This window comes from Nocardiopsis sp. NPDC049922 (genome assembly GCF_040660275.1).
Lineage (GTDB): Bacteria > Actinomycetota > Actinomycetes > Streptosporangiales > Streptosporangiaceae > Nocardiopsis.
The window spans coordinates 107,690-130,039 of the sequence record NZ_JBFAME010000005.1; the positions used below are offsets into that span (position 1 = coordinate 107,690).

At 72.8% G+C, this 22,350-nt stretch carries 18 protein-coding genes; 13 read left to right on the forward strand and 5 right to left on the reverse strand.

Annotated features, from left to right (window positions below):
- Positions 1 to 6: 6 nt before the first annotated feature.
- Positions 7 to 1,854 carry an amidohydrolase gene (locus AB0I72_RS11550; RefSeq protein WP_358565966.1) on the reverse strand — a complete coding sequence of 616 codons (1,848 nt, stop codon included), beginning with the start codon at positions 1,852 to 1,854 and terminating at the stop codon, positions 7 to 9.
- Positions 1,855 to 2,381: 527 nt separating this feature from the next.
- Between AB0I72_RS11550 and AB0I72_RS11555 the strand changes: the two genes are divergently transcribed.
- Entirely contained in the window at positions 2,382 to 3,551 is a 1,170-nt protein-coding gene (locus AB0I72_RS11555) for an acyltransferase family protein (RefSeq protein WP_358565969.1), read from the forward strand.
- A gap of 60 nt (positions 3,552 to 3,611) precedes the next feature.
- Here the strand turns inward: AB0I72_RS11555 and AB0I72_RS11560 are convergent, their stop codons facing one another.
- Positions 3,612 to 4,517, reverse strand: a complete 906-nt coding sequence (locus AB0I72_RS11560; RefSeq protein WP_358565972.1) for a CDP-alcohol phosphatidyltransferase family protein — start codon at positions 4,515 to 4,517, stop codon at positions 3,612 to 3,614.
- A gap of 230 nt (positions 4,518 to 4,747) precedes the next feature.
- On the opposite strand from AB0I72_RS11560, the gene AB0I72_RS11565 reads away from it, so the two are divergent.
- Complete coding sequence (locus tag AB0I72_RS11565) at positions 4,748 to 6,187, forward strand: GuaB1 family IMP dehydrogenase-related protein (RefSeq protein ID WP_358565975.1); 1,440 nt, start codon at positions 4,748 to 4,750, stop codon at positions 6,185 to 6,187.
- Positions 6,188 to 6,281: 94 nt separating this feature from the next.
- Here the strand turns inward: AB0I72_RS11565 and AB0I72_RS11570 are convergent, their stop codons facing one another.
- Complete coding sequence (locus AB0I72_RS11570) at positions 6,282 to 7,055, reverse strand: endonuclease V (RefSeq protein ID WP_358565978.1); 774 nt, start codon at positions 7,053 to 7,055, stop codon at positions 6,282 to 6,284.
- Between the two features lie 243 nt (positions 7,056 to 7,298).
- On the opposite strand from AB0I72_RS11570, the gene AB0I72_RS11575 reads away from it, so the two are divergent.
- Genes AB0I72_RS11575 through AB0I72_RS11590 form a run of 4 tightly spaced genes read left to right on the forward strand, consistent with a single transcriptional unit; the run spans position 7,299 to position 11,296 of the window.
- Complete coding sequence (locus AB0I72_RS11575; RefSeq protein WP_358565981.1) at positions 7,299 to 8,087, forward strand: ATP-binding cassette domain-containing protein; 789 nt, start codon at positions 7,299 to 7,301, stop codon at positions 8,085 to 8,087.
- Between the two features lie 58 nt (positions 8,088 to 8,145).
- Positions 8,146 to 10,188, forward strand: coding sequence for a YhgE/Pip domain-containing protein (locus AB0I72_RS11580; protein ID WP_358566652.1), 2,043 nt, complete (start codon positions 8,146 to 8,148; stop codon positions 10,186 to 10,188).
- 37 nt (positions 10,189 to 10,225) lie between these two features.
- Complete coding sequence (locus AB0I72_RS11585) at positions 10,226 to 10,870, forward strand: TetR/AcrR family transcriptional regulator (RefSeq protein ID WP_358565984.1); 645 nt, start codon at positions 10,226 to 10,228, stop codon at positions 10,868 to 10,870.
- A 30-nt stretch (positions 10,871 to 10,900) separates the two neighbouring features.
- On the forward strand, positions 10,901 to 11,296 hold the full coding sequence (locus AB0I72_RS11590; RefSeq protein ID WP_358565987.1) for a DUF3592 domain-containing protein: 396 nt from the start codon (positions 10,901 to 10,903) through the stop codon (positions 11,294 to 11,296).
- Here the strand turns inward: AB0I72_RS11590 and AB0I72_RS11595 are convergent.
- Entirely contained in the window at positions 11,259 to 12,398 is a 1,140-nt protein-coding gene (locus AB0I72_RS11595) for an antibiotic resistance protein VanZ (protein ID WP_358565990.1), read from the reverse strand. The two genes, AB0I72_RS11590 and AB0I72_RS11595, sit on opposite strands and share 38 nt — an antisense overlap.
- 547 nt (positions 12,399 to 12,945) lie before the next feature.
- On the opposite strand from AB0I72_RS11595, the gene AB0I72_RS11600 reads away from it, so the two are divergent.
- From AB0I72_RS11600 to AB0I72_RS11630, 7 genes are all read left to right on the forward strand, one after another.
- Complete coding sequence (locus AB0I72_RS11600; RefSeq protein ID WP_358565993.1) at positions 12,946 to 15,621, forward strand: nitrate- and nitrite sensing domain-containing protein; 2,676 nt, start codon at positions 12,946 to 12,948, stop codon at positions 15,619 to 15,621.
- Position 15,622: 1 nt separating this feature from the next.
- On the forward strand, positions 15,623 to 16,072 hold the full coding sequence (locus tag AB0I72_RS11605; protein WP_358565996.1) for a roadblock/LC7 domain-containing protein: 450 nt from the start codon (positions 15,623 to 15,625) through the stop codon (positions 16,070 to 16,072).
- Between the two features lie 9 nt (positions 16,073 to 16,081).
- A complete protein-coding gene (locus AB0I72_RS11610) occupies positions 16,082 to 16,531 on the forward strand; it encodes a DUF742 domain-containing protein (RefSeq protein ID WP_358565999.1) in 450 nt (149 codons plus the stop codon).
- Positions 16,512 to 17,096 (forward strand): ATP/GTP-binding protein, encoded by a 585-nt coding sequence (locus AB0I72_RS11615; RefSeq protein WP_358566002.1) that lies wholly within the window; start codon positions 16,512 to 16,514, stop codon positions 17,094 to 17,096. Before AB0I72_RS11610 ends, AB0I72_RS11615 begins: the two co-directional genes overlap by 20 nt.
- Positions 17,097 to 17,283: 187 nt before the next feature.
- Positions 17,284 to 18,306 carry an oxygenase MpaB family protein gene (locus AB0I72_RS11620; RefSeq protein ID WP_358566005.1) on the forward strand — a complete coding sequence of 341 codons (1,023 nt, stop codon included), beginning with the start codon at positions 17,284 to 17,286 and terminating at the stop codon, positions 18,304 to 18,306.
- A gap of 173 nt (positions 18,307 to 18,479) precedes the next feature.
- Positions 18,480 to 19,397 (forward strand): oxygenase MpaB family protein, encoded by a 918-nt coding sequence (locus tag AB0I72_RS11625; RefSeq protein ID WP_358566008.1) that lies wholly within the window; start codon positions 18,480 to 18,482, stop codon positions 19,395 to 19,397.
- 80 nt (positions 19,398 to 19,477) lie between these two features.
- Positions 19,478 to 20,800 carry an MFS transporter gene (locus AB0I72_RS11630; RefSeq protein WP_358566655.1) on the forward strand — a complete coding sequence of 441 codons (1,323 nt, stop codon included), beginning with the start codon at positions 19,478 to 19,480 and terminating at the stop codon, positions 20,798 to 20,800.
- Positions 20,801 to 20,873: 73 nt separating this feature from the next.
- Here the strand turns inward: AB0I72_RS11630 and AB0I72_RS11635 are convergent, their stop codons facing one another.
- Positions 20,874 to 22,280, reverse strand: a complete 1,407-nt coding sequence (locus tag AB0I72_RS11635) for a dienelactone hydrolase family protein (protein WP_358566011.1) — start codon at positions 22,278 to 22,280, stop codon at positions 20,874 to 20,876.
- Positions 22,281 to 22,350: the final 70 nt, after the last annotated feature.

The following is a 22,350-nucleotide window of genomic DNA, read 5'->3' on the forward strand; positions in this document are numbered from 1 at the left end:
GCCCGGTCAGAGTCGGTACTGGGAGCCGCCGTCGTCCGGCCCCTGGGGTGGTGGCGGCGCGTCGTGCGCGTCGCCCTGGGGCGGCGGACCCGAGTACGCCGGACCGGTGGGCGGGCCCTGGGGCGGACCCGGCACGGGCGGCGGGCCCTGGGACGGGTCGTCGTCCAGGAAGGCCGCCATGTCGGCGGACAGGGTGGACTCCTCGGCCTTCTCCGAACGCCACTCATCGTCCTGGGACCGCATCACGGCGCGGATGTCGGCGTCGTGCGTGACGTGGGCGGGGTCCTCGTGGTCGGGATCGTCCCAGGAGGAGGCCAGGTAGGCGCTGTCGTAGGCGTCGTTCGCGCCCGTGTGCGCCGAGGGCGCGGACGGCTCCGGGTCGCGGACGGGTTCCGGGGGCGGGCCGGGGAAGGCGCCGCCCACGGGGGCGCCGACGGGCGGCGGCGCCGGGAAGGGCGTACCCGCGTCCGCGGGCGGCGGGCCGGGAACCGGCGCCTCCTCCGGGACCGGCGTCCCCAGCGGCACCGCCGGGGTCCGCTCCTCACGGCCCAGGTAGGACAGGGCGGCGACGGTGATCGCGGCGAGCCCGGCGCGCAGGGTGGGTTCGCGGGCGGGCGCGAAGTACGGGGAGTGGGGGCTGGGGACGTTGGACATCTTCTCGTACGGGCTGTCGCCGGGGGCGGCCTCCCACACGTCGTGCGGCGTGGCGCCGACGAACCAGAGCACGTACGGGATGGGCTGGGGGTCGTCGGGCAGGCCGAAGGCCCCGAGGTCCTCGCTGCCCGGCGACGGGTCGGGCAGGTGGATGACGTAGTCCTCGCCGAAGTAGGCCAGGTGCGCGGCGGAGACGGACTCGGTGCTCGCCGCGTCGTTGCGGGTGACCCCCACTGCCTGGAAGGGCTCGATCTCCGGCTCGCGCGTGGCGCCGGAGGCCGCGGCCTCGGCGCGCACGATCCGCCCGATCGCCGCCTCCAGGTGGGCGATGACGCCCTCGTTGAGCGCCCGGGTGTTGATCTCCAGGTACGCCTCGTCCGGGATGACGTTGGCCCTGGTGCCGGCCTGGATCCTGCCGACCGTGATCACGGCCGTCTCGCCCGGGCTCACCTCGCGGGCGACGACGCCCTGGAGGCGGGTGACGATGGTGGCGGCGATGAGCACGGGGTCGACCGTGGTGTGCGGCGCGGAGGCGTGGCCGCCCTCGCCGTACACGCGCACCCGGTAGGAGCGCGCGGCGCCCATGATGACGCCCGCGCGGTGGGAGATGAGCCCGGCGGGCTGGGGTCCCAGGTGCTGGGCGAGGATGACGTCGGGGCGGCCGAAGCGGTCGAAGAGGCCGTCGTCGAGCATGGCCCGGGCGCCGTCGATCGTCTCCTCACCGGGCTGGGCCACGATCATGACCGTCCCGGACCACTCGTCGCGGGTCTCGGAGAGCAGGTCGGCGGCTCCGACCAGGCACGCGGTGTGCGCGTCGTGGCCGCAGGCGTGCATCACGGGGACCTCGACGCCGTCGGGGTCCACCGCGCGCGCCGTGCTGGCGTAGGGCAGCCCGGTCCGCTCCTGCACGGGGAGGGCGTCCATGTCGGCGCGGAGCATCACGGTCGGGCCGGGACCGTTGCGCAGGACGCCGACCACGCCGGTGCCGCCGACGCCCGTGTGCACCTCGTAGCCGGTCTGGGTCAGCCACTCCGCGACGCCGCTGGCGGTGCGCTGTTCGGAGTGGGAGAGTTCCGGGTTCTTGTGCAGGTCGACGTAGAACCCCTCCACGAGCGGGAACAGCTCGTCGAGGAGTCGCATGACCACGCTCCCGTGCTGGGCGGCACGGTTGGGGTCCACCGCGTGCGGCACGGTTTCCACCGCCTTCTTCGTTCTCGACTGTGTGGGCGCTGCCCGCGGGCACTGCCGGGGTCAGCCTATCGGCGCGCACGTCACCGCCCCACACCGCGTCGGTCACCCAGGGTCCGCGCCCACCGTCGGATGGGTTATTGTCTGCACACGCACGGCGACCCGGGATCTGGTCGGTCGCACCCGTGCGCGCCGCGCCGCACGGCCTCCACGACCACGTCGCGACACTCCGGGAGCCTCGGCGGATTTGTGTGAACTCCTGGCGTGACGCAGTATGTCTCAGTAAGGTAACGCTGCACCCGACGGGTTCACCCGACCACCCGGTACTCCCTCCCCGCCGCCTTCCGCCACGGCCTCGCGCACACGAGGACCGCGCTCGGCGGGGGCCACCGGACCCGGCGAACCCGCGACGGCCCAAGGAAACACACCCGGATCGGCTCGGCCTCCGCCCGTTCGGCGTCGTTGTCGCCCGTACGGACCGGGGACCGTGCACCCGTCCCAGAGACCAGTGAACTCGGAGTCCACCCGTGGCCCCACCCATGACCAGTCCGCCCTCCCGCCAGCACGGCGCCGGCACGGCCGCCGCCGCGCCCGCGACCCGTGGCGCGGGTTCGGAGACGGCCCCCGCCACCGGCAGGGACGCCCGCCTGGACAACGCCAAGTTCGTCCTCGTCGCGCTGGTCGTGGTCGGCCACGCGGTCGAGCCGTTCGTCGGCGAGTACACCCCCGCCGGCGCGCTGTACTACTGGATCTACTTCTTCCACATGCCCGCGTTCATCCTGATCAGCGGGTACCTGTCGCGGAACTTCGACGCCTCGTCGAACCGCGTGGAGAAGCTGGTCCTGTCCCTCGCGGTGCCCTACCTCATCTTCTGGACGGCCCACCAGACGATCTACGCCGTCGAGCGCGGCGGCCTCCCGGAGTCCCTGTCGGTGCTCAAGCCCACCTGGACCCTGTGGTTCCTGGTGGCCCTGTTCCTGTGGCGGCTGAGCGTGCCGGTGTGGCAGCGGCTCCGCTGGCCCGTCGGCATCGCCGTCGTCATCTCCGTCTTCGCCGCCACCGCCGACCTCGGCACCACCCTGTCGCTGGGGCGCGTGCTCAGCTTCCTGCCCTTCTTCGTCCTGGGCCTGAGCCTGCGCCGGGAGCACTTCGCCTTCCTCGACCGGTGGTGGGTGCGAATCGTCTCGGTCGCGGTCCTGGCCGTCACCGCCGTCCTGGCCGTGCCGATCTCGGACCACCTGAGCCGCGACTGGCTGTTCTGGCGCGAGAGCCTCACCGACCGCGACATCGACCCGCTGCTGCCGAGCATGGGCCTCCGACTGGCCTTCATGGGCCTGGCCCTGCTGATGAGCGTGTCCGTGCTCGCGCTCACGCCCAGGCGCCGCACCTGGGTGACGAAGCTGGGCGCCTACTCGCTCTACGTCTACCTGGGGCACTCGGTGGTGCTCCTGCTGCTCAAGGACTCGGCCTGGTACGACGTCATGACCGGTCCCGTCGGCATGACCGCCACCGTCGCGTTGGCGCTGGTCGTCACGTTGGCGCTGTGCACGCCGTGGCTGCGCGTGGGACTCAGGTGGGCGGTCGAACCGCAGCTGACGTGGTTCCTGAACGAGGACTCCCCACTCCGTGGGAACCGGCGGCCCGTGGGCGCGCTCGCCCGGCGGACGCGGAGGAGGGGCACGAAGGAGACCGGCGCCGGGACCCGGTGACGGTCGGGACGGCGAACGGCCCCGGGGGCGCCCCGGGGCCGTTCGCGCGTGCGGATCGGGTCAGCTCCCGCTGGAGACGGGCGCCGAGGCCGCCAGCTCACGGGAGCGCGCCTCGAACCGGCGGGTCTCCTTCCACAGCCGGGCGACCAGGACGGCCTCGAAGAAACCGAGCGCCGCGCAGGAGAACACCGCGACCGGCAGGATCAGGCTGTCCAGGGGCGTGACGAAGGCGACCAGGACGGTCACCGGGGCGACCACGCACAGGAACATCTCGAACTCGATCCCGCTGAACAGGTGCGGGCGCACGCGGTGCCGGAGGAGATGGTCGCGGACCCGGGGGTACAGGCCGGTCGGCGCGGGAGCGCCCTCCCGGGCCGGGGCGTCGGCCCCGTCGTTCTCCGGGTCCTCATCGGCGGCGGCCTCGGGTTCGGTCTCCCCCGCCGCCTCGGCCAGGGCGCGCTTCATGGACCGGCGCGTCTTGGCGACCTGGGACGCGTTGAGGTAGCGCAGCAGGTCGAAGAAGACCACGACCGGAGCGGCGATCAGGTAGGCGACGCTTCCCGTCACGGCCCACTGGCCGACGAGCAGGGCCATCACACAGCCGAAGAAGCGGATGCGGTCGAAGACGAAGTCGACCCACGAACCGAACACCGAGCCGGTGCCCTTGAGGCGGGCGATCTTGCCGTCCATGCAGTCCAGCACGAAGCTGAGGTGGAACAGCAGTGCGCCCAGCAGCAGCCAGGCCCACCCGGTCGGCCCCGCCCACGCGGGCGCGGCGAAGCACAGGGCGGACAGCAGGCCGAGCACACCCGCGCCCAGGGTGAGCTGGTTCGGGGTGATGTTCGTGCGGTTCGCCGTCCAGACCACCAGTCGCCCGGCGAGCGGGTCGACGAGGAAGACCGTCCACCAGGCGTCCCTGGCCTTGTAGGTCTGCGCCTGGACGTGTGCGAGCGTGAAACGCGGCATGCGGGCTCTCCAGAAGCGCCCGTCCCGAGAAGACAAGACCCGGCGGCACGCGGCGTGGGGCCGGGAAGGGCTGTGACAGCGGGAATCCGGCCCATCATGCCAGATGGGGGGTCGTGCGACCTAATCGATGACGGCATACTTGACAGGTAAGAGGGGGATCAACAGGCGCCGCCTGCCGTGAGCGGCAGCGGAGTGGTCCACCCCCTTCGGTCTCGACCGAGGTAGAGGCATTGCGTTTTCTCAACGACCAGGTCCCGCAGCAGGACCTGACCTACAGCGACGTGTTCATGGTCCCGTCCCGCAGCGCCGTGGGCTCGCGGCTGAGCGTGGACCTGTCGTCGCAGGACGGCACCGGCACCACCATCCCGCTGGTCGTGGCGAACATGACCGCGGTGGCCGGCCGCCGGATGGCCGAGACGGTCGCCAGGCGCGGCGGCATCGCGGTCATCCCGCAGGACATCCCCATCGAGGTGGTGTCCGACGTGGTCGCCTGGACCAAGGAGCGGCACCTGGTCCACGACACCGCCATCACGCTCAACCCGACCAGCACCGTCGGCGAGGCGCTCAACCTGCTGCCCAAGCGCGCGCACAACGCCGTGATCGTGATCGACGACGCCCGCCGCCCGCTCGGCGTGGTCACCGAGGCCGACTGCTCAGGCGTCGACCGCTTCGCGCAGCTGCGCGACGTGATGACCACCGAACTGGTGACCATCCCGGCGGACACCGGGTCCCAGGAGGCGTTCGGGATACTGCACGACCACCGGCACCGCCTGGCGCCCGTGGTCGACGCCGACGGCGCCCTGGTCGGCGTGCTGACCCGGACCGGCGCGCTGCGCTCCACCCTGTACACGCCCGCCGTCGACGGCCGGAACCGCCTCCGGGTGGCCGCCGCCGTGGGCATCAACGGGGACGTGGCGGGCAAGGCCGCCGAGCTGCTGGCCTCCGGTGTGGACACGCTGGTGATCGACACCGCGCACGGCCACCAGGAGAAGATGGTCTCCGCGATCGCCAAGGTGCGCGCGCTGTCGCCGTCCGTGCCGATCGTGGCGGGCAACATCGTCACCGCCCGGGGCACCCGCGACCTCATCGAGGCGGGCGCCGACATCATCAAGGTCGGTGTGGGCCCCGGAGCGATGTGCACGACCCGCATGATGACCGCGGTCGGCCGACCGCAGTTCTCCGCCGTGCTGGAGTGCGCGGAGGCCGCCCGTGAACTGGGCAAGCACGTGTGGGCGGACGGCGGTGTGCGGCACCCGCGCGACGTCGCGCTCGCGCTGGCCGCCGGCGCGTCCAACGTCATGGTGGGCTCGTGGTTCGCGGGCACCTACGAGTCGCCCGGCGACGTCATGCGTGACGCCGAGGGCCGGCAGTACAAGGAGAGCTTCGGCATGGCGTCGGCCCGCGCGGTCAAGCTGCGCACCGCCGACGACTCCCCGTTCGACCGCGCCCGCAAGGCGCTGTTCGAGGAGGGCATCTCCACGGGCCGGATGTACCTGGACCCGGAGCGGCCCAGCGTGGAGGACCTCATCGACCAGATCGTCGCGGGTGTGCGCAGCTCGATGACGTACGCGGGGGCCACCTCGCTCGCGGAGTTCCACGAGCGCGCGGTCGTGGGCGTGCAGAGCGCCGCGGGCTACAACGAGGGCCGTCCGGTACCGACCAGCTGGTAACCGTGTTCTCCGCGCCCTCGCGAGCTCGGCCGGGGCTCGGGGCGCGGAGAACCGGGATTCCGCGCCCTCGCGAGCTCGGCGGGGGCCCGAACGGTCAGCCGGAGACCTGGCGTGCGGCGAGCGTCGCCTTGCGGTGCTCGCCGCACAGCCGGTCGGCGTGGCGGACCGGCTCGGGCACGCGGTACCTCGGTGACAGCCGCAGCACCAGGTCGGCCGCGCCGTCCAGGTCCACGCGGTGGCCCACGGAGACGTAGACGGGCTTGACCCGCTCGCGGGTGCGCAGCACGCGCCCGATCACCTCGCCGCCCTCGGCCGCGAGCGCCGCCGAGTCCTCGACCGTCTCCGAGCGCCCGGCGACCATCGGCGTCCACGCGCCCCGCTCGGCGCCCGGTTCGCTGTGCTTGCCGTACAGCACCGACTTGGCCGAGCCGACGACGGGCAGGTCGAGCAGGACGCCGAGGTGGCAGGCGACGCCGAACCGCCTCGGGTGGGCGAGTCCGAAGCCGTCGCACAGGTAGACGTCGGGCGTGACGGTGAGCGCGCCCAGCGCCTCCAGCACCGGGGGCAGCTCACGGAAGGCGAACAGCCCGGAGACGTAGGGGAACGCCGGTTCGGCGGAGATCACGGCCGAGTCGACGACCTCCAGCGTGCGGGCGTCGAGGACCACGGCGGCGGCCGACAGCGCCGAGTCGTCCTTGGCGTAGCTGACGTCCAGGCCCGCGACCAGTTCCACCGCCTCCGCGTCGAGCGGCTCCTCGCGCACCCGGTCGGCCATGCGCCGTTGCAGCGCGGTGGCCTCGCTCGGCACGCTCGGCCACAGCTCGGGATCGTCCAGCACCCGCCTGACGCGTTCGGCGATCTCCGACACCCTCGTCCCCCTTCACCTCATCCGTCACCGGTTCACCACCATCCAACCGCCCCTGGGCCGTGGGACGGACGTCGGCCCCCGCCCGGGCAAGGCCCCAGCCAATTCTCCGCGTGGTTTGGGCGGGCTCCGCGTGCGCCGCGTTGTGCGGCACTCCACAGTCCCGGACGCTCGTGCCGTCCGGGAGCGGCAGTACGCTGGAGCCAGAATTTGCACTGACCGGTCAGTTCAAAAATGGGAGGTTGAATGCGTCGGGCCACCGGAGCTCGCGTCCACGCCGAGGGCGTCACACTCACCACCCGTGAGGGCCCCGTCTACACGGACGTCGACTTCACCGCGCGCCCCGGGACACTCACCGTCTTCCAGGCCGACTCCGGCGGCGGGCGCAGCTCCCTGCTGCTCACGCTGACGGGCCGGATGCGCCCCTCGTCCGGGACCCTGTTCGTGGACGGCTACGCACTGCCCCGGCAGGCCCGCAGGGTGCGGCGGATCAGCTCGCTCGGCCTGATGGACGAGGTCAACGCCCTCGACGACCGTCTCCGTGTCCGCGAGCACCTCTCCGAGGGGATGCTGCTGCGCTTGCGGCCCGGCGTGCGCTCCCTCACCGACGAGTCGATGGCGGCCGTCGGCCTCGCGGACCTGGACCGGAACACACTGGTCAAGGAGCTGACCATGCTCCAGCGACGACGGCTGGGCGTCGCGCTCGCGCTCCTGCCCGAGCCCCGGCTGCTGGCGGTCGACAACGTCGACGGCGGCCTGAGCAGCGAGCACCAGGCCGACATGTGGCGCACGCTCAAGGACCTGGCCGACGAGGGGCTCACGGTGGTCGCCACCTGCGCCGACACCGACGAGGTGCACACCGTCGCCGGTCCCGACACCCAGGGACCGATCCCCATCCGCCAGGGGGAACCCGCCGGGGCGGCCGAGGGCCCCGAGCGGACCGGGCCCGACGCCGTCCGCCTCGACGCACTGTTCGACGACACGCCCGGCGACGACCGCGGCGAGGACGAGGAGGACCCCCGTGGCCAGGCGTAGACTCCCCCGCGCGCCGCGCGTGCGCCCCTTCGCGGTGCCCCGTCTGGGGCTGCTCACCATGCGCTCCTTCCTGCGGTCGCCGCTGCCCACGGCGGCCCTGGCGGCGCTGCTGCTCATCCCGCTGCTCTACTCCGGCATGTACCTGTGGTCGTTCTGGGACCCGTTCGGCCGGATGAGCCACCTGCCGGTCGCCCTCGTCAACGAGGACGTCCCGGTCACGGTCGAGGACGAGCGGATCGACGCGGGCGCCGAACTCGCCGACACCCTCATCGACGGTGGCGACCTGGACTGGCAGCCGGTCGACGCCGAGGAGGCCGCCCGCGGGCTCGGCGACGGCACCTACTACATGACCCTGACCATCCCCGCCGACTTCAGCGAGAACCTGACCTCGCCCTCCCGGGACCACGAGGAGCCCATCCCGGCGATGCTGGAGGCGCACTACAACGACTCCAACAGCTTCATCGTCCGCCAGCTCGGCAACAGCGCCTTCAAGGAGGTGCGCGACGCGGTCGCCGACTCCGCGATCGACGGCTACCTCGACGAGATCTTCCTCGGCTTCAACGAGATCCAGGGCCAGACGGAGGAGGCGGCCGACGGCGCGGGCCAGATCGCGGGCGGGGCGGGTGACGCCGAGGAGGGCTCGGGCGAGCTGTCGAACGGCATCGACACGGCGCACACCGGCGCCGGGGACCTGAGCAGCGGCCTGAACGAGCTCTACACGGGCTCGCGGACGCTGGCGGAGGGCGCCGACACCGCCTCCGAACAGGTCTCGGCCAAGGCCGACCGGCTCAACGAGCTGGCCGACGAGTACCTCCCCCGGTTGGAGGAGGACATCCCGACCATCCAGGAACGCGCGTCGCAGATCGCCGTGGTCGCCAACGGTCTGGTGACGGCCCTGGACGCCCTGCCCCAGGAGATCGACACCGCCCGGATCTCGGCGGCCGACCAGCGCCTGGACGCCTGGATGGAGCAGCACCCGGAGCTGGAGACCGAGCAGCCGGAGCTGTACGGCATCCTCACCGAGGCCCAGTACGTGACGGACACCGCCCTGTCCACGGCCGCGTACGTCAACGACAACCGCGAGGAGATCGACACCACCGCCCGGGAGGCCGCCGACCTGGCCGCGCAGGCCGAGAGCGTCTCCGAGGACCTGCCCGGGTACGTGGACCAGGCCGAGGCCGCCCGCGACGACGTGAACGACCTGGACGAGGGGCTGGCGGCCCTGGCCGAGGGCGCGGCGGAGATCCGCGACGGTCTGGCCGTGGCCTCGGGCGGCGCGAGCGACCTCGACGACGGCCTGGGCCAGCTCAGCGGCGGCGCCGGTGAGCTGCACGAGGGGCTGGGCGAGCTCGCCTCCGGGTCGGACGAGCTGGCCGACGGCCTGACCGAGGGCGCGGAGGAGATCCCCACCTACTCCGACCAGGGGCGCGAGACCGCCGCCGACATGATGAGCCAGCCCGTGCGGCTCGACACCCAGATCGAGAACGAGGCGCCCAACTACGGAACCGGCTTCGCCCCGTTCTTCGTTCCCCTGTCCCTGTGGGTGGGGGCGATGGTGGTGTTCATGGTGCTGCCCGCGCTGTCCTCCCGTGCGCTGGCCTCCTCCGCCTCCTCCTGGCGGGTCGCGTTCGCGGGTCGGGCCGTGCCGCTGCTGCTCGGTTTCGGGCAGGTGCTCGTCATGCTCGGCGCCCTGCACGCCTTCCTCGGCCTGGACGCGTGGGACTGGCCGCTGCTGCTCGCGTTCCTGCTGCTGACCTCGGCCGCGTTCACCGCGACGGTGCAGTACCTGAACGTGCGGTTCAACGCGGCCGGACGCGTGGTCGCCCTGGTCCTGCTGGTGCTCCAGCTGACCTCGGCGGGCGGCACGTACCCGATCGAGACCAGTCCGGGGTTCTTCCAGGCGATCGCGCCCTTCCTGCCGCTGCACTGGGCGGTGACGGCGATGCGCCAGCTGCTGGGCGGCGGCGACATGTCCATCGTGTGGACGGCCTTCGGCGTGATGTCGCTGTGGCTGGTCGTGCCGCTGCTGCTGACGTGGCTGGCGGTGGAGCGCAAGCGGGTCTGGACGATGACCTCCCTCTACCCCGCATTGAAGCTCTGATGGCGGGTACGGCCCGACGCGGAGCGGAAGGGATCGGATGAGTGTGAGCACATCCAACGGTGAGCGCCCCCGGAGCGGACGGCGCGAGGCCACCCGGCAGCGCCTGTTCGAGGCGGCGGTCGCCCTCATCTCCGAGCAGGGGTACGGGGCGACGACCGTCGAGGAGATCGCCGAGCGCGCCGGGGTCGCCAAGGGCACCGTCTACTACAACTTCGGCGGCAAGAGCGAGCTGTACACGGCCCTCATGGAGTGGGGCGTGACACGGCTGGCCGACACGCTCAAGGACGCGGTGCCCGACCCCGAGCGCGACGTCGGCCCCCGGGAGGCGCTCGCCGAGGTGCTGCGCGCCGGCGTCGTCTTCATCGGGACGCACGAGGCGCTCGCCCGCCTGCTCATGGCCGAGGCCTGGCGGACCAACCGGGCCTGGTACGCGACGGTGCGGCAGATCCGTACCACGGCGATCGGCGTGATCACGGACCTGCTCGACGCCCTCGTCGACGAGGGCCTGGCCCGGCCGGACCTGGACACCTCCCTTGCGGGATCGGCGCTGTTCGGCATGGTGGTGTCGGTGGCCCTCGACTGGCGGACACTCCAGCCGGACCGCCCGGTCGAGGACATCCACACCACCCTGGCGCACATGGCGGAGGGGCTCGTCGCCCCGTCGCGTCCGCCGGTGCGGTGACACCCGCACAGTTCACGAGAGGGCTCCGCGATGGCCGACCTGTATCCCCTGCTCCCGCTCACGGCGGGGGTGATCGCGCTCTGGCTGGTGACCAGGGACGCGCGTGTGGACCTGCGCCTGAGGCGCCGCGGCGTGCGGGCCAAGGGGCGGGTGATCGGCTACAACGAGACCTCGTCCTCCTCGCGGATGATCGTGCAGTTCCGCACCGAGGACGGCGTGGAGGTGCACGCCGAGCACGAGAACACCGGGTGGACGGCCTCACGCGCCGGGGAGATCGTCACGGTCTCCTACGACCCGGACGCCCCGGAGCTGGCCCGCATCATCTCCGCGCCGTGGCTGAGCCGCTGGGTGCGCGGGCTCTTCGGCGCGATGGGGACGGTGCTGGTGCTCAGCGGCCTGCTGCTGGGCTACCTGGCGTGGACGTGACGTCCGCCCCGGGCTCCGGCAGCGGCGGACGGTAGCAGACCAGGCGGTCGGGCAGCCCGCCGTCGAGGGTCGAGCGGGTGCGCACGCGGACTCCGCACACCAGGTCGGCCGCGCCCGCCCGGTCGCGCCGTACGACGGCCGTGCTGACGTGCACGAGGGCCACGGCCAGGGCGGCCCAGGGCCACCCGAGCGCGACGAGCGCGGTGACCGGCGCGTGGAGCAGAAGCGCGCGGAGCAGGACGCGCCACCGCGCGGCGGGTCGCGGGCGGTCCCGTTCGGACAGCGCGAGGCGCAGGAGCACCGCCGCGGGGGTGCACCGGTCGCGCCGGAGCAGCGGAACGACCAGGCCGAACACGAACGCCGTCCCGAACAGGACGAGGGTCCGGACGGCCTCGCCCTCGGCGGGGCGGACCAGGCCGAACAGTCGCGCGACGGCCGTGAGGGTGGCCGCCCCGTACCACCACAGGCCGAGGTCGAGCAGGCAGGCGAGCGCCCGACGGGAGGGTTCGGGCGCCGCGCGGTCGGCCACGGCGGAGGGCCAGCCCCGGACCGGGCCGCCCGGCCGCAGCGGCGGGAGCCAGCGCGCCAGCACCCATCCGAGGAGGACACCGACCACGCCGAGCCCCGCCACCAGCGGGGACGTCGTGGCGTACGCGCACGGGTAGACGCCCAGCAGTCCGGTGGCGCGCACCGCGCTCGCCGCCGAGGCCAGCGCCCCGCCGAGGGCGAGCGTGGTCCCGAGCCCCAGGCGGAAGCGCTCGCGGGCCAGGAACCCCACGGGGAGGAGGACGGCGCAGCCCAGGAGCAGCTCACGCGGCGCGTGGGCGGGGTGGGACCAGTCGGTGGGCTCCGAGCGCACGCCCCCGCCGGGGGAGGAGCACAGACCGTCGACGAAGGCGGGCAGCGGCCAGACGGCGTAGGCGACCACGCCCACGCAGCTGAGCAGGGACGCCACCGTGAGCTGACCGCTCCAACCGCGCACCAGACCGTAGCGCCGGTGTTGGCCGCCCAGGGCGAGTGCCGTCCCGGCCACGAACAGCAGCGGTACGGCCACGACGGCCACGTCGACCGCGGCCTGTCCCCCGCCGAGCGGTTGCGCCATGCACGTCTCCTCGCCTGCGCGCGCGAGGCCCCGACACCGCCCGAACGACGACCCCGGGAGGGTTCGTCTCAGGGGGAACGCGACCTGGGCCCTTCACTCCGGGGCGCAACGCTAGTACGCTCCGGCGAAGCGTGGAACCAGAACGCGCCTTTGTCCTGGTACCGTCCAATAGCGCTGAAGACGACCACTTGGCACAGGGAGAACATCCCCTCGCCCTACGTGACCTTTGTCCCACCACCCCGCCCTCAGACAAGGGATGTCGCGCGTGTGAGCAGTTGACGAGTGCGCCCCCACCCCCCGAAGACCCCCGCCCAGAGTCCCCCGGATCCGCCGAACAGGCCGTTCCGAGATAGCATCCCCAACGCCAAAACGGCGCAAATGTGGTTACTCTGCGGTAAGTCCCGCGTCGCCCCGGCCACCGGACGCGACCAGCGGAGCGGTGGGCCTCGCGCGAGACGCCCCACGGTGCCACCCCCTCGGCACCCGAAGGCGGGCCGACCCCCGGCACCGCACCGAGACGACTTCGACGCGGAGCGACAGGAGAACCGTGCAAGCAGTACAGAAGCGACGCCGGCGGACCATCGCCGCACGCATCCGGTCCATGGTCATGATCCCCACCGCCGCGCTGCTCGCGCTCTGGCTGATCATCACGTTCATCCTGGCCTGGGAGGCGATGTTCCTGATCCTGCGCGCCAGGGCGACCCACGAGCTGGTGACCCCCGCCGCCGTCGGCCTGGTGCGGGTGATGGACGAGCGGTCGGCGACCATCGCCTACATCGAGCGCCCCGACGACGCCGCCCTGGAGGAGGCGGTGGCGGAGGCGCGCGAGGAGTCCGACGCCACGCTCGGCGTGGTCATCGACGACCTCATCGGCTTCGTCGACATCGCCCCCGGCCGTTCCGCCGACCGCATCGAGGAGCTCTACGACCAGTACGGCGACATCGGCCAGATCCGCGCCGCGGTCGACTCCGGATCCGCGTCCCGTGAGGCGGTCCTGGCCTACTACGACTCCCTGATGATGGCGGGCGCCGACGTCTTCGACGCGCAGGGGCGCGACGGCAACACCGGCACGGCCACCAGCTCCGGCTTCACCGCCGTCTACATGTTCCGCACCGTCGACGCGTTCGCGCGCAGCGACGCCCAGCTCCAGCGCGCCTTCGCCACCGGGGAGCTCACCCACGAGGACCAGCACGTGTTCACCGAGCAGGTCGGCGCCTACCAGAACCTCCTGGAGTCCAACGCCCACTACCTGGAGGGCCCCGGGCAGCTGGAACGCTACGAGGCCCTGATGGTCAGCCCCGAGTACGCGGCGCTGCTGGACATGCAGCAGGAGATCATCCACCGGGAGATCTCCACGGAGACCGCCTTCGACCCGACCACGGGTCAGGAGGAGACCGTCCAGGACCTCACGATGCCCGTCGACGAGGAGGAGTGGGCCGAGGCCTACGACCACACGCTGTCGGAGCTGACCGACCTCGGCGCGAACGAGGCCCTGAACTCGGCCAACGTCACGAGCGACTACGCCTGGTCGCGGGTGTTCTGGGCCGCGACCGTCAGCCTCGGCTCCGCCGCCGTGCTCGCCACCGCCTTCATCCTGGCGCGCAGGTCCTCCCGGGATCTCACCGATCAGCTGCTCCGGCTGCGCGACGACTCCATCGACCTGGCCGAGACACGGCTGCCCGACCTCATGCGCCGCCTGCACGCGGGGGAGCGCGTCGACACCCGGGCGGCCATGCCCGAGCTGTCCACCGCCGACGACGAGATCGGCGACGTCGCCAGGGCGTTCAACACCGCCCAGCGCGCCGCCGTCGACGAGGCCGTCCAGCAGACCGAGCTGCGCCACGGCGTCAACCGGGTGTTCCTCAACATCGCCCACCGGAGCCAGACGCTGGTCCACCGGCAGCTGCGCCTGCTGGACAGGATGGAGCGCGAGCAGGAGGACCCGGAGCAGCTGGAGCAGCTGTTCAAACTCGACCACCTGGCCACCCGTTCCCGCCGCAACGCGGAGAACCTGCTCATCCTCGGCGGGGAGGCGCCCGGTCGGACCTGGCACCGCCCGATGCCGCTGATCGACGTCCTGCGCGGCGCCATCTCCGAGTCCGGTGACTACACCCGCGTCAAGCGTGAGCGCATCGCCCGCGTCCATCTCAACGGCCCCGCCGTCGCGGACGTCATCCACCTGGTCGCCGAGCTCGTCGACAACGCGGCGATGTTCTCGCCGCCCCACACGCACGTGCGGCTGAGCAGCGAGGACGTGCCCAACGGAGTGACGATCGAGATCGAGGACCGCGGTCTGGGCATGACCGACGGCGAACTCGCCGCGGCCAACGCGCTGCTGTCGGATCCGCCCGAGTTCGACGTCATGCGGCTCAACGAGAAGATGCGCCTGGGCCTGTTCGTGGTCTCCCACCTGGCGCACCGCCACGGCATCCGGGTCCACCTGCGCCCCTCCCCCTACGGTGGCGTGCAGGCGATCGTGCTGCTGCCGCACGAGCTGATCTCCGGCGACCGTCCGCAGTCCCCGACCGCCGTGGAGGAGGACATCTGGGAGGTCCGCGCGATCACCGACCGCCCCTCCGGCGACAGCGTCAAACCGCTGCTGACCCCGGTGGCGGATGCCCCGTCCGACGGGTCGGCCGACGACGCGGCCGATGACGACGAGGCGGCCCCGCGCTCCGGCGCCACCCTGGCCGCCGCGCCCGACCCGGCCGACGAGGCCCCGCCTGAGGAGACGGACGACGCCGACGGCGCCCCCGCCGACACGGACGGGGGCCCAGAGGACGACGGCGGCGCCACCGTCCCGGACACCTCCGGTGCGGGTGAGGACCTGCTGAGCACGAACGGCGACGGCCCCCTCCCCTCCCGCGTCCGCCGCCCCGGACCCGCCTCGTCCTCCACCGCGGACGCCCGTCCCCCCCTGCCCGTGCGCGCGCCCGGCGGCGCCTCCCCCATCGTGGTCGAGGCCGGCGGCGGCCGTCCGCCGCTCCCCAAGCGGCGCCCGCAGGAGAACCTCGCCCCGCAACTGGCGACCGACCCCTCCGACGAGGGGACCGGACCCGCCGCGGGGCTGGGCGGCACCAACGGCGGAGCCAAGGACGGTTCCCCTGACGGCGCGGAGCGGCTCGCACGCCTGCGCCGGAACATGTCCGCGTTCCAGAAGGGGACGGACCGCGGACGGCGCGAAGGCAAGCAGCAGACCCACGACACCGACAAGGACGCCTAACGTGACGAGCACCCCTGACAGCGCCGACCTCGGCAACGGCGCGGGCAAGAAGGACATCGACTGGCTCCTGGACGAGCTGCTCGACCGCGCGGTCGGGTCGCGGCACGCGATCGTGCTGTCGGCCGACGGACTGCTCATCGGCCGCTCGCGCGACCTCGTCAAGGAGGACGCCGAGCACCTCTCCGCGGTGGCGTCCGCCTTCCAGAGCCTGGCCCGGGGCACCGGCCGCCACTTCGGCGGCGGCGAGGTCCTCCAGACCGTCGTGGAGATGGAGAGCGCCTACCTGTTCGTCACGGGCGCCGGGCGCGGGGCCTGCCTGGCGGTGCTCGCCGAGGAGAGCGCGGACGTCGGGCTCATCGCCTACGAGATGAACGTCCTGGTCGACCAGGTGGGCCGGTACCTGAACGCCGCCCCCAGGCACGAGGGCGCGACCGGGGAAGCCACGCGATAGGGGACGGTTATGCAAGCGCACAACGAGCACGATCCCGGCGAGACGACGCACGGCCTCCCGCACCGCGACGCGGTCGGCGGCTTCGGCCCCGACGCCTCCGAGGCCGACGGTCAACAGGAGGCCGGTCCCCTCGTCCGTCCCTACGTGATCGCGCAGGGCCGCGACCACGCGGACTCCGTGCGGCTGGACATGATCAGCGTCGTGATCGCCGCCAAGCGGGCCGAGGTGGACGAGATGGCGCTCGAACCGGAACAGCTCCGCATCCTGGAGCTGTGCCGCCGCCCCCAGTCGGTGGCCGAGGTGTCCGCGCACCTGGACATCCCGGTCGCCGTCGTCAAGGTCCTGCTCAGCGACCTCCTCAACCGCGGCCTCGCCCTGGCCCGCGCCCCCTACACAGCGAAGAGCCCGGTGAGCCGGGACGTACTCCAGGCGGTACTCGATGGCATCCAGAGACTCTGAGAACGACGACCACGCGCCCGTCCCGTCGGCGCTGAAGATCCTCGTGGCGGGCGGCTTCGGAGCCGGGAAGACCACGCTGGTCGGCTCGGTGAGCGAGATCGCCCCGCTGCGCACCGAGGAGGTGATGACCGAGGCCAGCTACGGGGTCGACGACCTGTCGGGGGTCGAGTCCAAGGCGACCACCACCGTGGCGCTGGACTTCGGTCGCATCACCATCAGCCCCAGCCTCGTGCTGTACCTGTTCGGCACCCCGGGCCAGGAGCGGTTCTGGTTCATGTGGGAGGAGCTGTCCGAGGGCGCGCTGGGGGCCATCGTCATCGCCGACACGCGCCGCCTGGAGACGTGCTTCGCGGCCGTGGACTTCTTCGAGCGGCGCGGCGTGCCGTTCGTGGTGGCGGTGAACTGCTTCGAGGGCGCCGACCGGTACGAGGTGCACGAGGTGCGCGACGCGCTCAGCCTCGACCCCGCGATCCCGGTGGTGCTGAGCGACGCCCGGAACCGCGAGTCCTCCAAGAAGGTCCTGCTCACGCTGGTCAACCAGGTCGCCGCGCGGATAGCCGCCTAGCCGCGCTGGTCGGCGCGGCCGGGAACCCCACCGGCCGCGCCGGAGCGGACGGATTCCGCTCCTGTTGACATATGGCGCTTCCAGGTAAAGTTCGGGCCGTGAAGCACGGCGTGTACGCGCGTGGCACATCTTCGCGGACCCCCGCCCGGGGGCGCTCGGGCCCGCGCCGAGGCGACTGGAGAAGAGCATGAAGCGGTTCGAGTGGCGCGACCGGATCCACGCGCTGGACGCGGAGGCGGACTGCGAGCGGATCGTCACCATCCTCGGCGCCCACGAGTTCCCGTGGGACATCGAACAGGCCCTGGGGCTGGCGCTGTACCGGACGTACGCCGTCCCGAGCATCGGGGAGCTGCTGGCGCGGACGAAGGAGTTCACCTCCCGCACCCAGCACCGGTACGACGACACCGCGCTCATCCTCAACGACATCCTGGAGCACGGTTTCGGGCCCGGACGGGGCCGCGACGCCCTGCGCCGGATGAACCAGATGCACCGCTCCTACGACATCGGCAACGACGACTACCGCTACGTCCTGAGCACCTTCGTCGTCATGCCGGTGCGCTGGATCAACGACCACGGCTACGGCTGGCGGCGTCTGACCGAGCACGAGATCACCGCCAGCACGAACTACTACCGCAAACTCGGCAGGCACATGGGAATCAAGGACATCCCCGAGACCTACGCCGAGTTCTACGAGCTCTTCGACTCCTACGAGCGCGAACACTTCGCCTACACCGACGGCGGTCGGGCGGTCTCCGACGCCACCCTCGCGCTCATGGCGGACTTCTACCCCGCCTGGCAGCGGCCGCTGATCCGCCCGTTCACCCAGGCCCTCCTGGACGACCGCCTCGTCCGGGCCTTCGACTACCCCGAGCCCTCCCGCGCCTGGCGCGTACTCGCCCACGGCGCGCTCCGACTGCGGGCCAGGGTCGTGCGACGCATGAAGCCGCGCGAGGAGCCCCGTCGGGCCCGGCAGAGCCCGAACATCCGCAGCTACCCGGACGGCTACGACCCCAGCCGGATCGGCACCTTCCCCCAGGGCTGCCCGGTCCCGCACGACCTGGCCACCGTGGAGGTCCCCGGCACGGGGGCGCACGTGCCCGCGCCCGGTCAGGCGCTCGCCCCCGCGGCCTCGCCGGCCGCCGAACACCAGGCCCCGGCTCCGCGGACCGAGCCCCCCGCCGCCCAGCCCGCGGAGCCGTCCGAGCGCTGAGCGGAGCCCTCCCCGGCCATGTCCCAGCCGTGCTCCCGTGCCCCTCCCGTCCGAGGGCCCGGTCGCGTCCCCGCCCGACCGGGCCCTCGGCGTGCCCGGAATCCCCGCCGCGGCACCGTCGCCCCATCCCCCACGCTCCCCCGCCCCCACACCACCCCCGACGAAGGAGTGTCATGAAGCGCTTCGACCTGCGCGACGAGATCCACCGCCTGGATCCCGAGAAGGACTGTGTCCGGATCGTCCAGATCCTCACCTCCCAGGAGTTCCCCTGGGACATGGGCCGGGCGCTGGGCATCGCCCTGTACCGCACCTACGCCGTCCCCAGCATCGGCGAACTGCTGGGCAGGACCGACGAGTTCACCGGGCAGACCCAGAAGCGGTACGACGACACCGCCCTGATCCTGGGCAACATCATGCGGCACGGGTTCGAGCCCGGGAAGGGCCGCGACGCCCTGCGCCGGATGAACCAGATGCACCGCTCCTACGACATCAGCGACGACGACTACCGCTACGTCCTGAGCACCTTCGTCGTCATGCCGGTGCGCTGGATCAACGACTACGGCTACGGCTGGCGCGGGCTGTCCGACCACGAGGTCTCCGCGATCACGAACTACTACCGCAAACTCGGCAGGCACATGGGGATCAGGGACATCCCCGAGACCTACGAGGAGTTCCGCGCGCTGCTGGACGCCTACGAGGACGAGCACTTCGCCTACACCGACGGCGGTCGGGCGGTCTCCGACGCCACCCTCGACCTGATGGTCACGTTCTATCCGCCGCGCGTGGCCGGGCTGGCACGCAAGTTCTCCATGGCGATCCTCGACGACTCGCTCATCCGGGCCTTCCGCTACGACCCGCCGAGCCGCGCCTGGCGCCGGGCCTCGGACATCGCGCTCAGACTGCGCGCCAAGGTGGTGCGCCGGATGAAGCCGCGCGAGGAGCCGCTGTGGGCCGACGACAACCCGAACGTGCGCAGCTACCGCGGGGGCTACGACGTCAACCGGATCGGCACGTTCCCCGCGAGCTGCCCGGTGGCGCACGACGTCGACCCGGTGGCCCACGTCGAGGCTCCGTCGAACGGTTCGGCGTGACCGCCTCCGGCCCCCCGGCCGTCGACGACCGGCCGTTCCCGTCGCAGGAGGGCGGCCCCGGCCCCCGGCGCGGGCGCGCACTGCCCCGGTCGGTGCACCTCTGGTACGGCAGCGGGGCCGTGGCCACCAGCGTGTTCAACACCGTGCCGGGCCTGCTGCTGCTGATCTACCTGACCGACTCCCTCGCGGTGAGCCCCGCGCTGGCGGGGATCGTGGTCTTCCTCCCCAAACTGGTGGACCTTCTGGTCAGTCCGTACATCGGCATCTGGTCAGATCGGACACGCTCCTCCTGGGGTCCCCGCCGCCCCTGGATGCTCGCCGGTGCGCTGACCCTGCCGGTCCTGTTCGCGGCCGTGTTCGCGGGTCCCCCGCTCCAGGGCGACACGGCGGCGCTCTACGTGGCGCTGCTCTTCGTCGCGGCCGCCCTGGCCGGGTCGATGTTCCAGGTGCCGTACACCGCGATGCCGGGGGAGATCACCGACGACTACCACGAGCGGTCCACGTTCAACGCGTGGCGGACCGCGTTCGTGGGGCTCGCGCTGCTGCTCGGAGGGGCGGCCGCGCCGGTCATCCAGTCGTCCTTCGGCGACGACGCCACGGGGTACCGGGTCATGGGCCTGGTGATGGGACTGTTGCTCCTGGCGTCCATGCTCAGTGCCGTCGTGGGCACGCGGCGGGCCCCGAGACCCGCGTACGTCCACCGCTCCGAGGGACTCCTGCCCCAGCTCCGCGTCGCGTTCGCGCACCGGCACTTCCGCGTGCTGTTCCCCGCCTTCCTGCTCATGTCGGTCGCGGGCGGGACGATGGTGGCGGGTGTGCCCTACGTGACCGCCAACGTCATGGGCGAACCGGCGTACACGAGCATCCTCATGGTGTGCGTGCTCGTGCCGCTGATGGCATCGGCCCCGCTGTGGAAGCGGCTGTCGGTACGGATCGACAAGCGGGGCGCCGCCGGGTGCGCGGCCGCGGTGTTCGCGCTCGGGGGTCTCGGGCTGCTCCTGATCCCGCTCTGGGGGGTGCCGGCGGCGGTCCTGTCGTCCGTGCTGGTCGGCATCGGACTGTCCGGGACCACCCTGCTTCCGGCGTCGATGCTGGCGGACTGCCTGGCCGCCACGGACGAGGCGGGGCGGCGCCAGGGCGGCGTCCTCGCGGGGCTCTGGACGTCCGGTGAGGCGATGGCGCAGTCCGTGGGCACGGGGCTGCTGTCGCTGTCCCTGGCGGTGAGCGGGTACGTGGAGTCGAGCGCGGGCGAGGTCGTGCGCCAGAGCGACGAGGCGCTGCGCGGCATGCTCGTCGGAAGCACGCTCGTGCCCGCCGTGGTGATGCTCTCGTGCCTGGTGCCGCTGGCCTTCTACCGGCTGACCGCCGCCCGGACGAGCGAACCCGACCGCGCGGCCGTGTGACCGCGCCTCCCGGGTGTCCGCGCCCCCACGCGGACACCCGGTGCGCCCCGCCCGGGGCCGCGTCACGGGCCGGTCAGGCGGAGGGCCCGGTCAGCTCCCCGAGCTCCGCCAACGCCGCGTCGAGGTCGACCCTCGCACCGCGCAGCGTCGCGTCGAGGAAGACGAGCGTGGCCCGTGCGGTGATCCGGTGCACCGCGGTCCGGTCGCCCGTTCCGACCAGTGAGGGGACGGGCGGAAGGTAGAGGGGTGCGTCGGTGAAGCTCAGGTGCGCGGCGTCCGGGACCGTGAGCCGGTAGCTCGGCCCGGCGCTGGCGCCGAGCACCTCCTCCAGGCTCTCCTCGTAGCGCCGGTCGCCCTCGGCGTCGCCCGTCCCCGCGCCCGCGACGAGCGCCAGCAGGGGCTGCGGGTACGCCGTGGTCTCCACCCGCCCCGGATAGCCGTCGAGGTCGATCACGGCCGCGAACCCGTGGTCGCGGACCGCGGCCGCGATGGCCGCGGCCCCGCCGAGGGAGTGACCGGCGGCGGCGACGCGGTCCAGGTCGAGCCGACCGGCGAACGGCCCCCGCCCGGAGTCGTTCGCCTCGCGAAGACGGGCGAGCGCCAAGCGCATGTCCCGCGCACGGATCGACGTCCACTCGGCGGCGCGCCGCTCGTCCTCGTCCGTCTCGCCGGTCGCCGCCGCCCGTCCCCGGACGACCGTCCCGTCCTCCAGGACGACCACCGCCGAGTCATGGGGGTGGTCCAGCGCGGCCACGACGTATCCGTGGCTCGCCAACTCCTGCGCCCACGCCGTGTTCTGGGAGCGCACGCCCCCGAGGCCGGGCGAGAAGACCACCACCGGGTACCGCGGCCGACCCTCCGCGACGTCGGCGTCCGCGGTGGCGTGCGTGCCGGCGCGGGCGGCGTCGTCCAGCAGGAAGCCCGGGACGCCGAACGCGCCCGCCAGTCCGTCGGCGACCACGCGCGCCTCCTCCGCGCTCCACCCCAGGTAGGGGGCGCGGGTGCGCCCGTCCTCGGGCCGCTCCGCCGGGTACCAGATCTGGGCGACGACGACCCGGTGGTCGTCGGGGTCGTCCGTCCACGTCTCCTCCCGGCCTCGGTCGTCCCACTGCACGGTGGTCGTGCCGACCGCGTACTCCCCCGTCGGCTCCGGGAGGTCGACCACCGGGAAGGACCACGCCGCCAGGGCCCCGACCGCCGTCACCGCCAGGGACGCGGCCGCGGCGGCCGTCACGGCGCGTCGGGACGCCCGCCGTCGCGCGCGTCGGCTCGCCGTGACGGCCACCAGGGCGAGGACCGCGCCGGCGATGATCGGCAGCCACTGCCAGCGCGGTTCACCGAACACGACCAGTCCGGCGCCGGCGGCCAGGAGCAGGACGACCGCGACGCGTGCGGACGACCGGTGGACGCGGGACGGCGACCAGACCGCGAGCGACGAGACGGCGGTCGAGCAGACGAGCAGGACTTCGGGCGGTGGCACGGGGGCTCCCTCGGTGGACGCGACGCTGACGTGGCCACCGAACCTACGGATCGTCACGGCGGCGGGGATC

Excerpts from the sequence above, each read along its gene's own strand:
- AB0I72_RS11555 (WP_358565969.1), top strand. The coding sequence starts at position 2,382 with ATGACCAGTCCGCCCTCCCGCCAGCACGGCGCCGGCACGGCCGCCGCC.
- AB0I72_RS11560 (WP_358565972.1), bottom strand. The coding sequence starts at position 4,517 with ATGCCGCGTTTCACGCTCGCACACGTCCAGGCGCAGACCTACAAGGCC.
- AB0I72_RS11575 (WP_358565981.1), top strand. The coding sequence starts at position 7,299 with ATGCGTCGGGCCACCGGAGCTCGCGTCCACGCCGAGGGCGTCACACTC.
- AB0I72_RS11580 (WP_358566652.1), top strand. The coding sequence starts at position 8,146 with ATGCGCTCCTTCCTGCGGTCGCCGCTGCCCACGGCGGCCCTGGCGGCG.
- AB0I72_RS11585 (WP_358565984.1), top strand. The coding sequence starts at position 10,226 with ATGAGTGTGAGCACATCCAACGGTGAGCGCCCCCGGAGCGGACGGCGC.
- AB0I72_RS11590 (WP_358565987.1), top strand. The coding sequence starts at position 10,901 with ATGGCCGACCTGTATCCCCTGCTCCCGCTCACGGCGGGGGTGATCGCG.
- AB0I72_RS11595 (WP_358565990.1), bottom strand. The coding sequence starts at position 12,398 with ATGGCGCAACCGCTCGGCGGGGGACAGGCCGCGGTCGACGTGGCCGTC.
- AB0I72_RS11610 (WP_358565999.1), top strand. The coding sequence starts at position 16,082 with ATGCAAGCGCACAACGAGCACGATCCCGGCGAGACGACGCACGGCCTC.
- AB0I72_RS11615 (WP_358566002.1), top strand. The coding sequence starts at position 16,512 with ATGGCATCCAGAGACTCTGAGAACGACGACCACGCGCCCGTCCCGTCG.
- AB0I72_RS11620 (WP_358566005.1), top strand. The coding sequence starts at position 17,284 with ATGAAGCGGTTCGAGTGGCGCGACCGGATCCACGCGCTGGACGCGGAG.
- AB0I72_RS11625 (WP_358566008.1), top strand. The coding sequence starts at position 18,480 with ATGAAGCGCTTCGACCTGCGCGACGAGATCCACCGCCTGGATCCCGAG.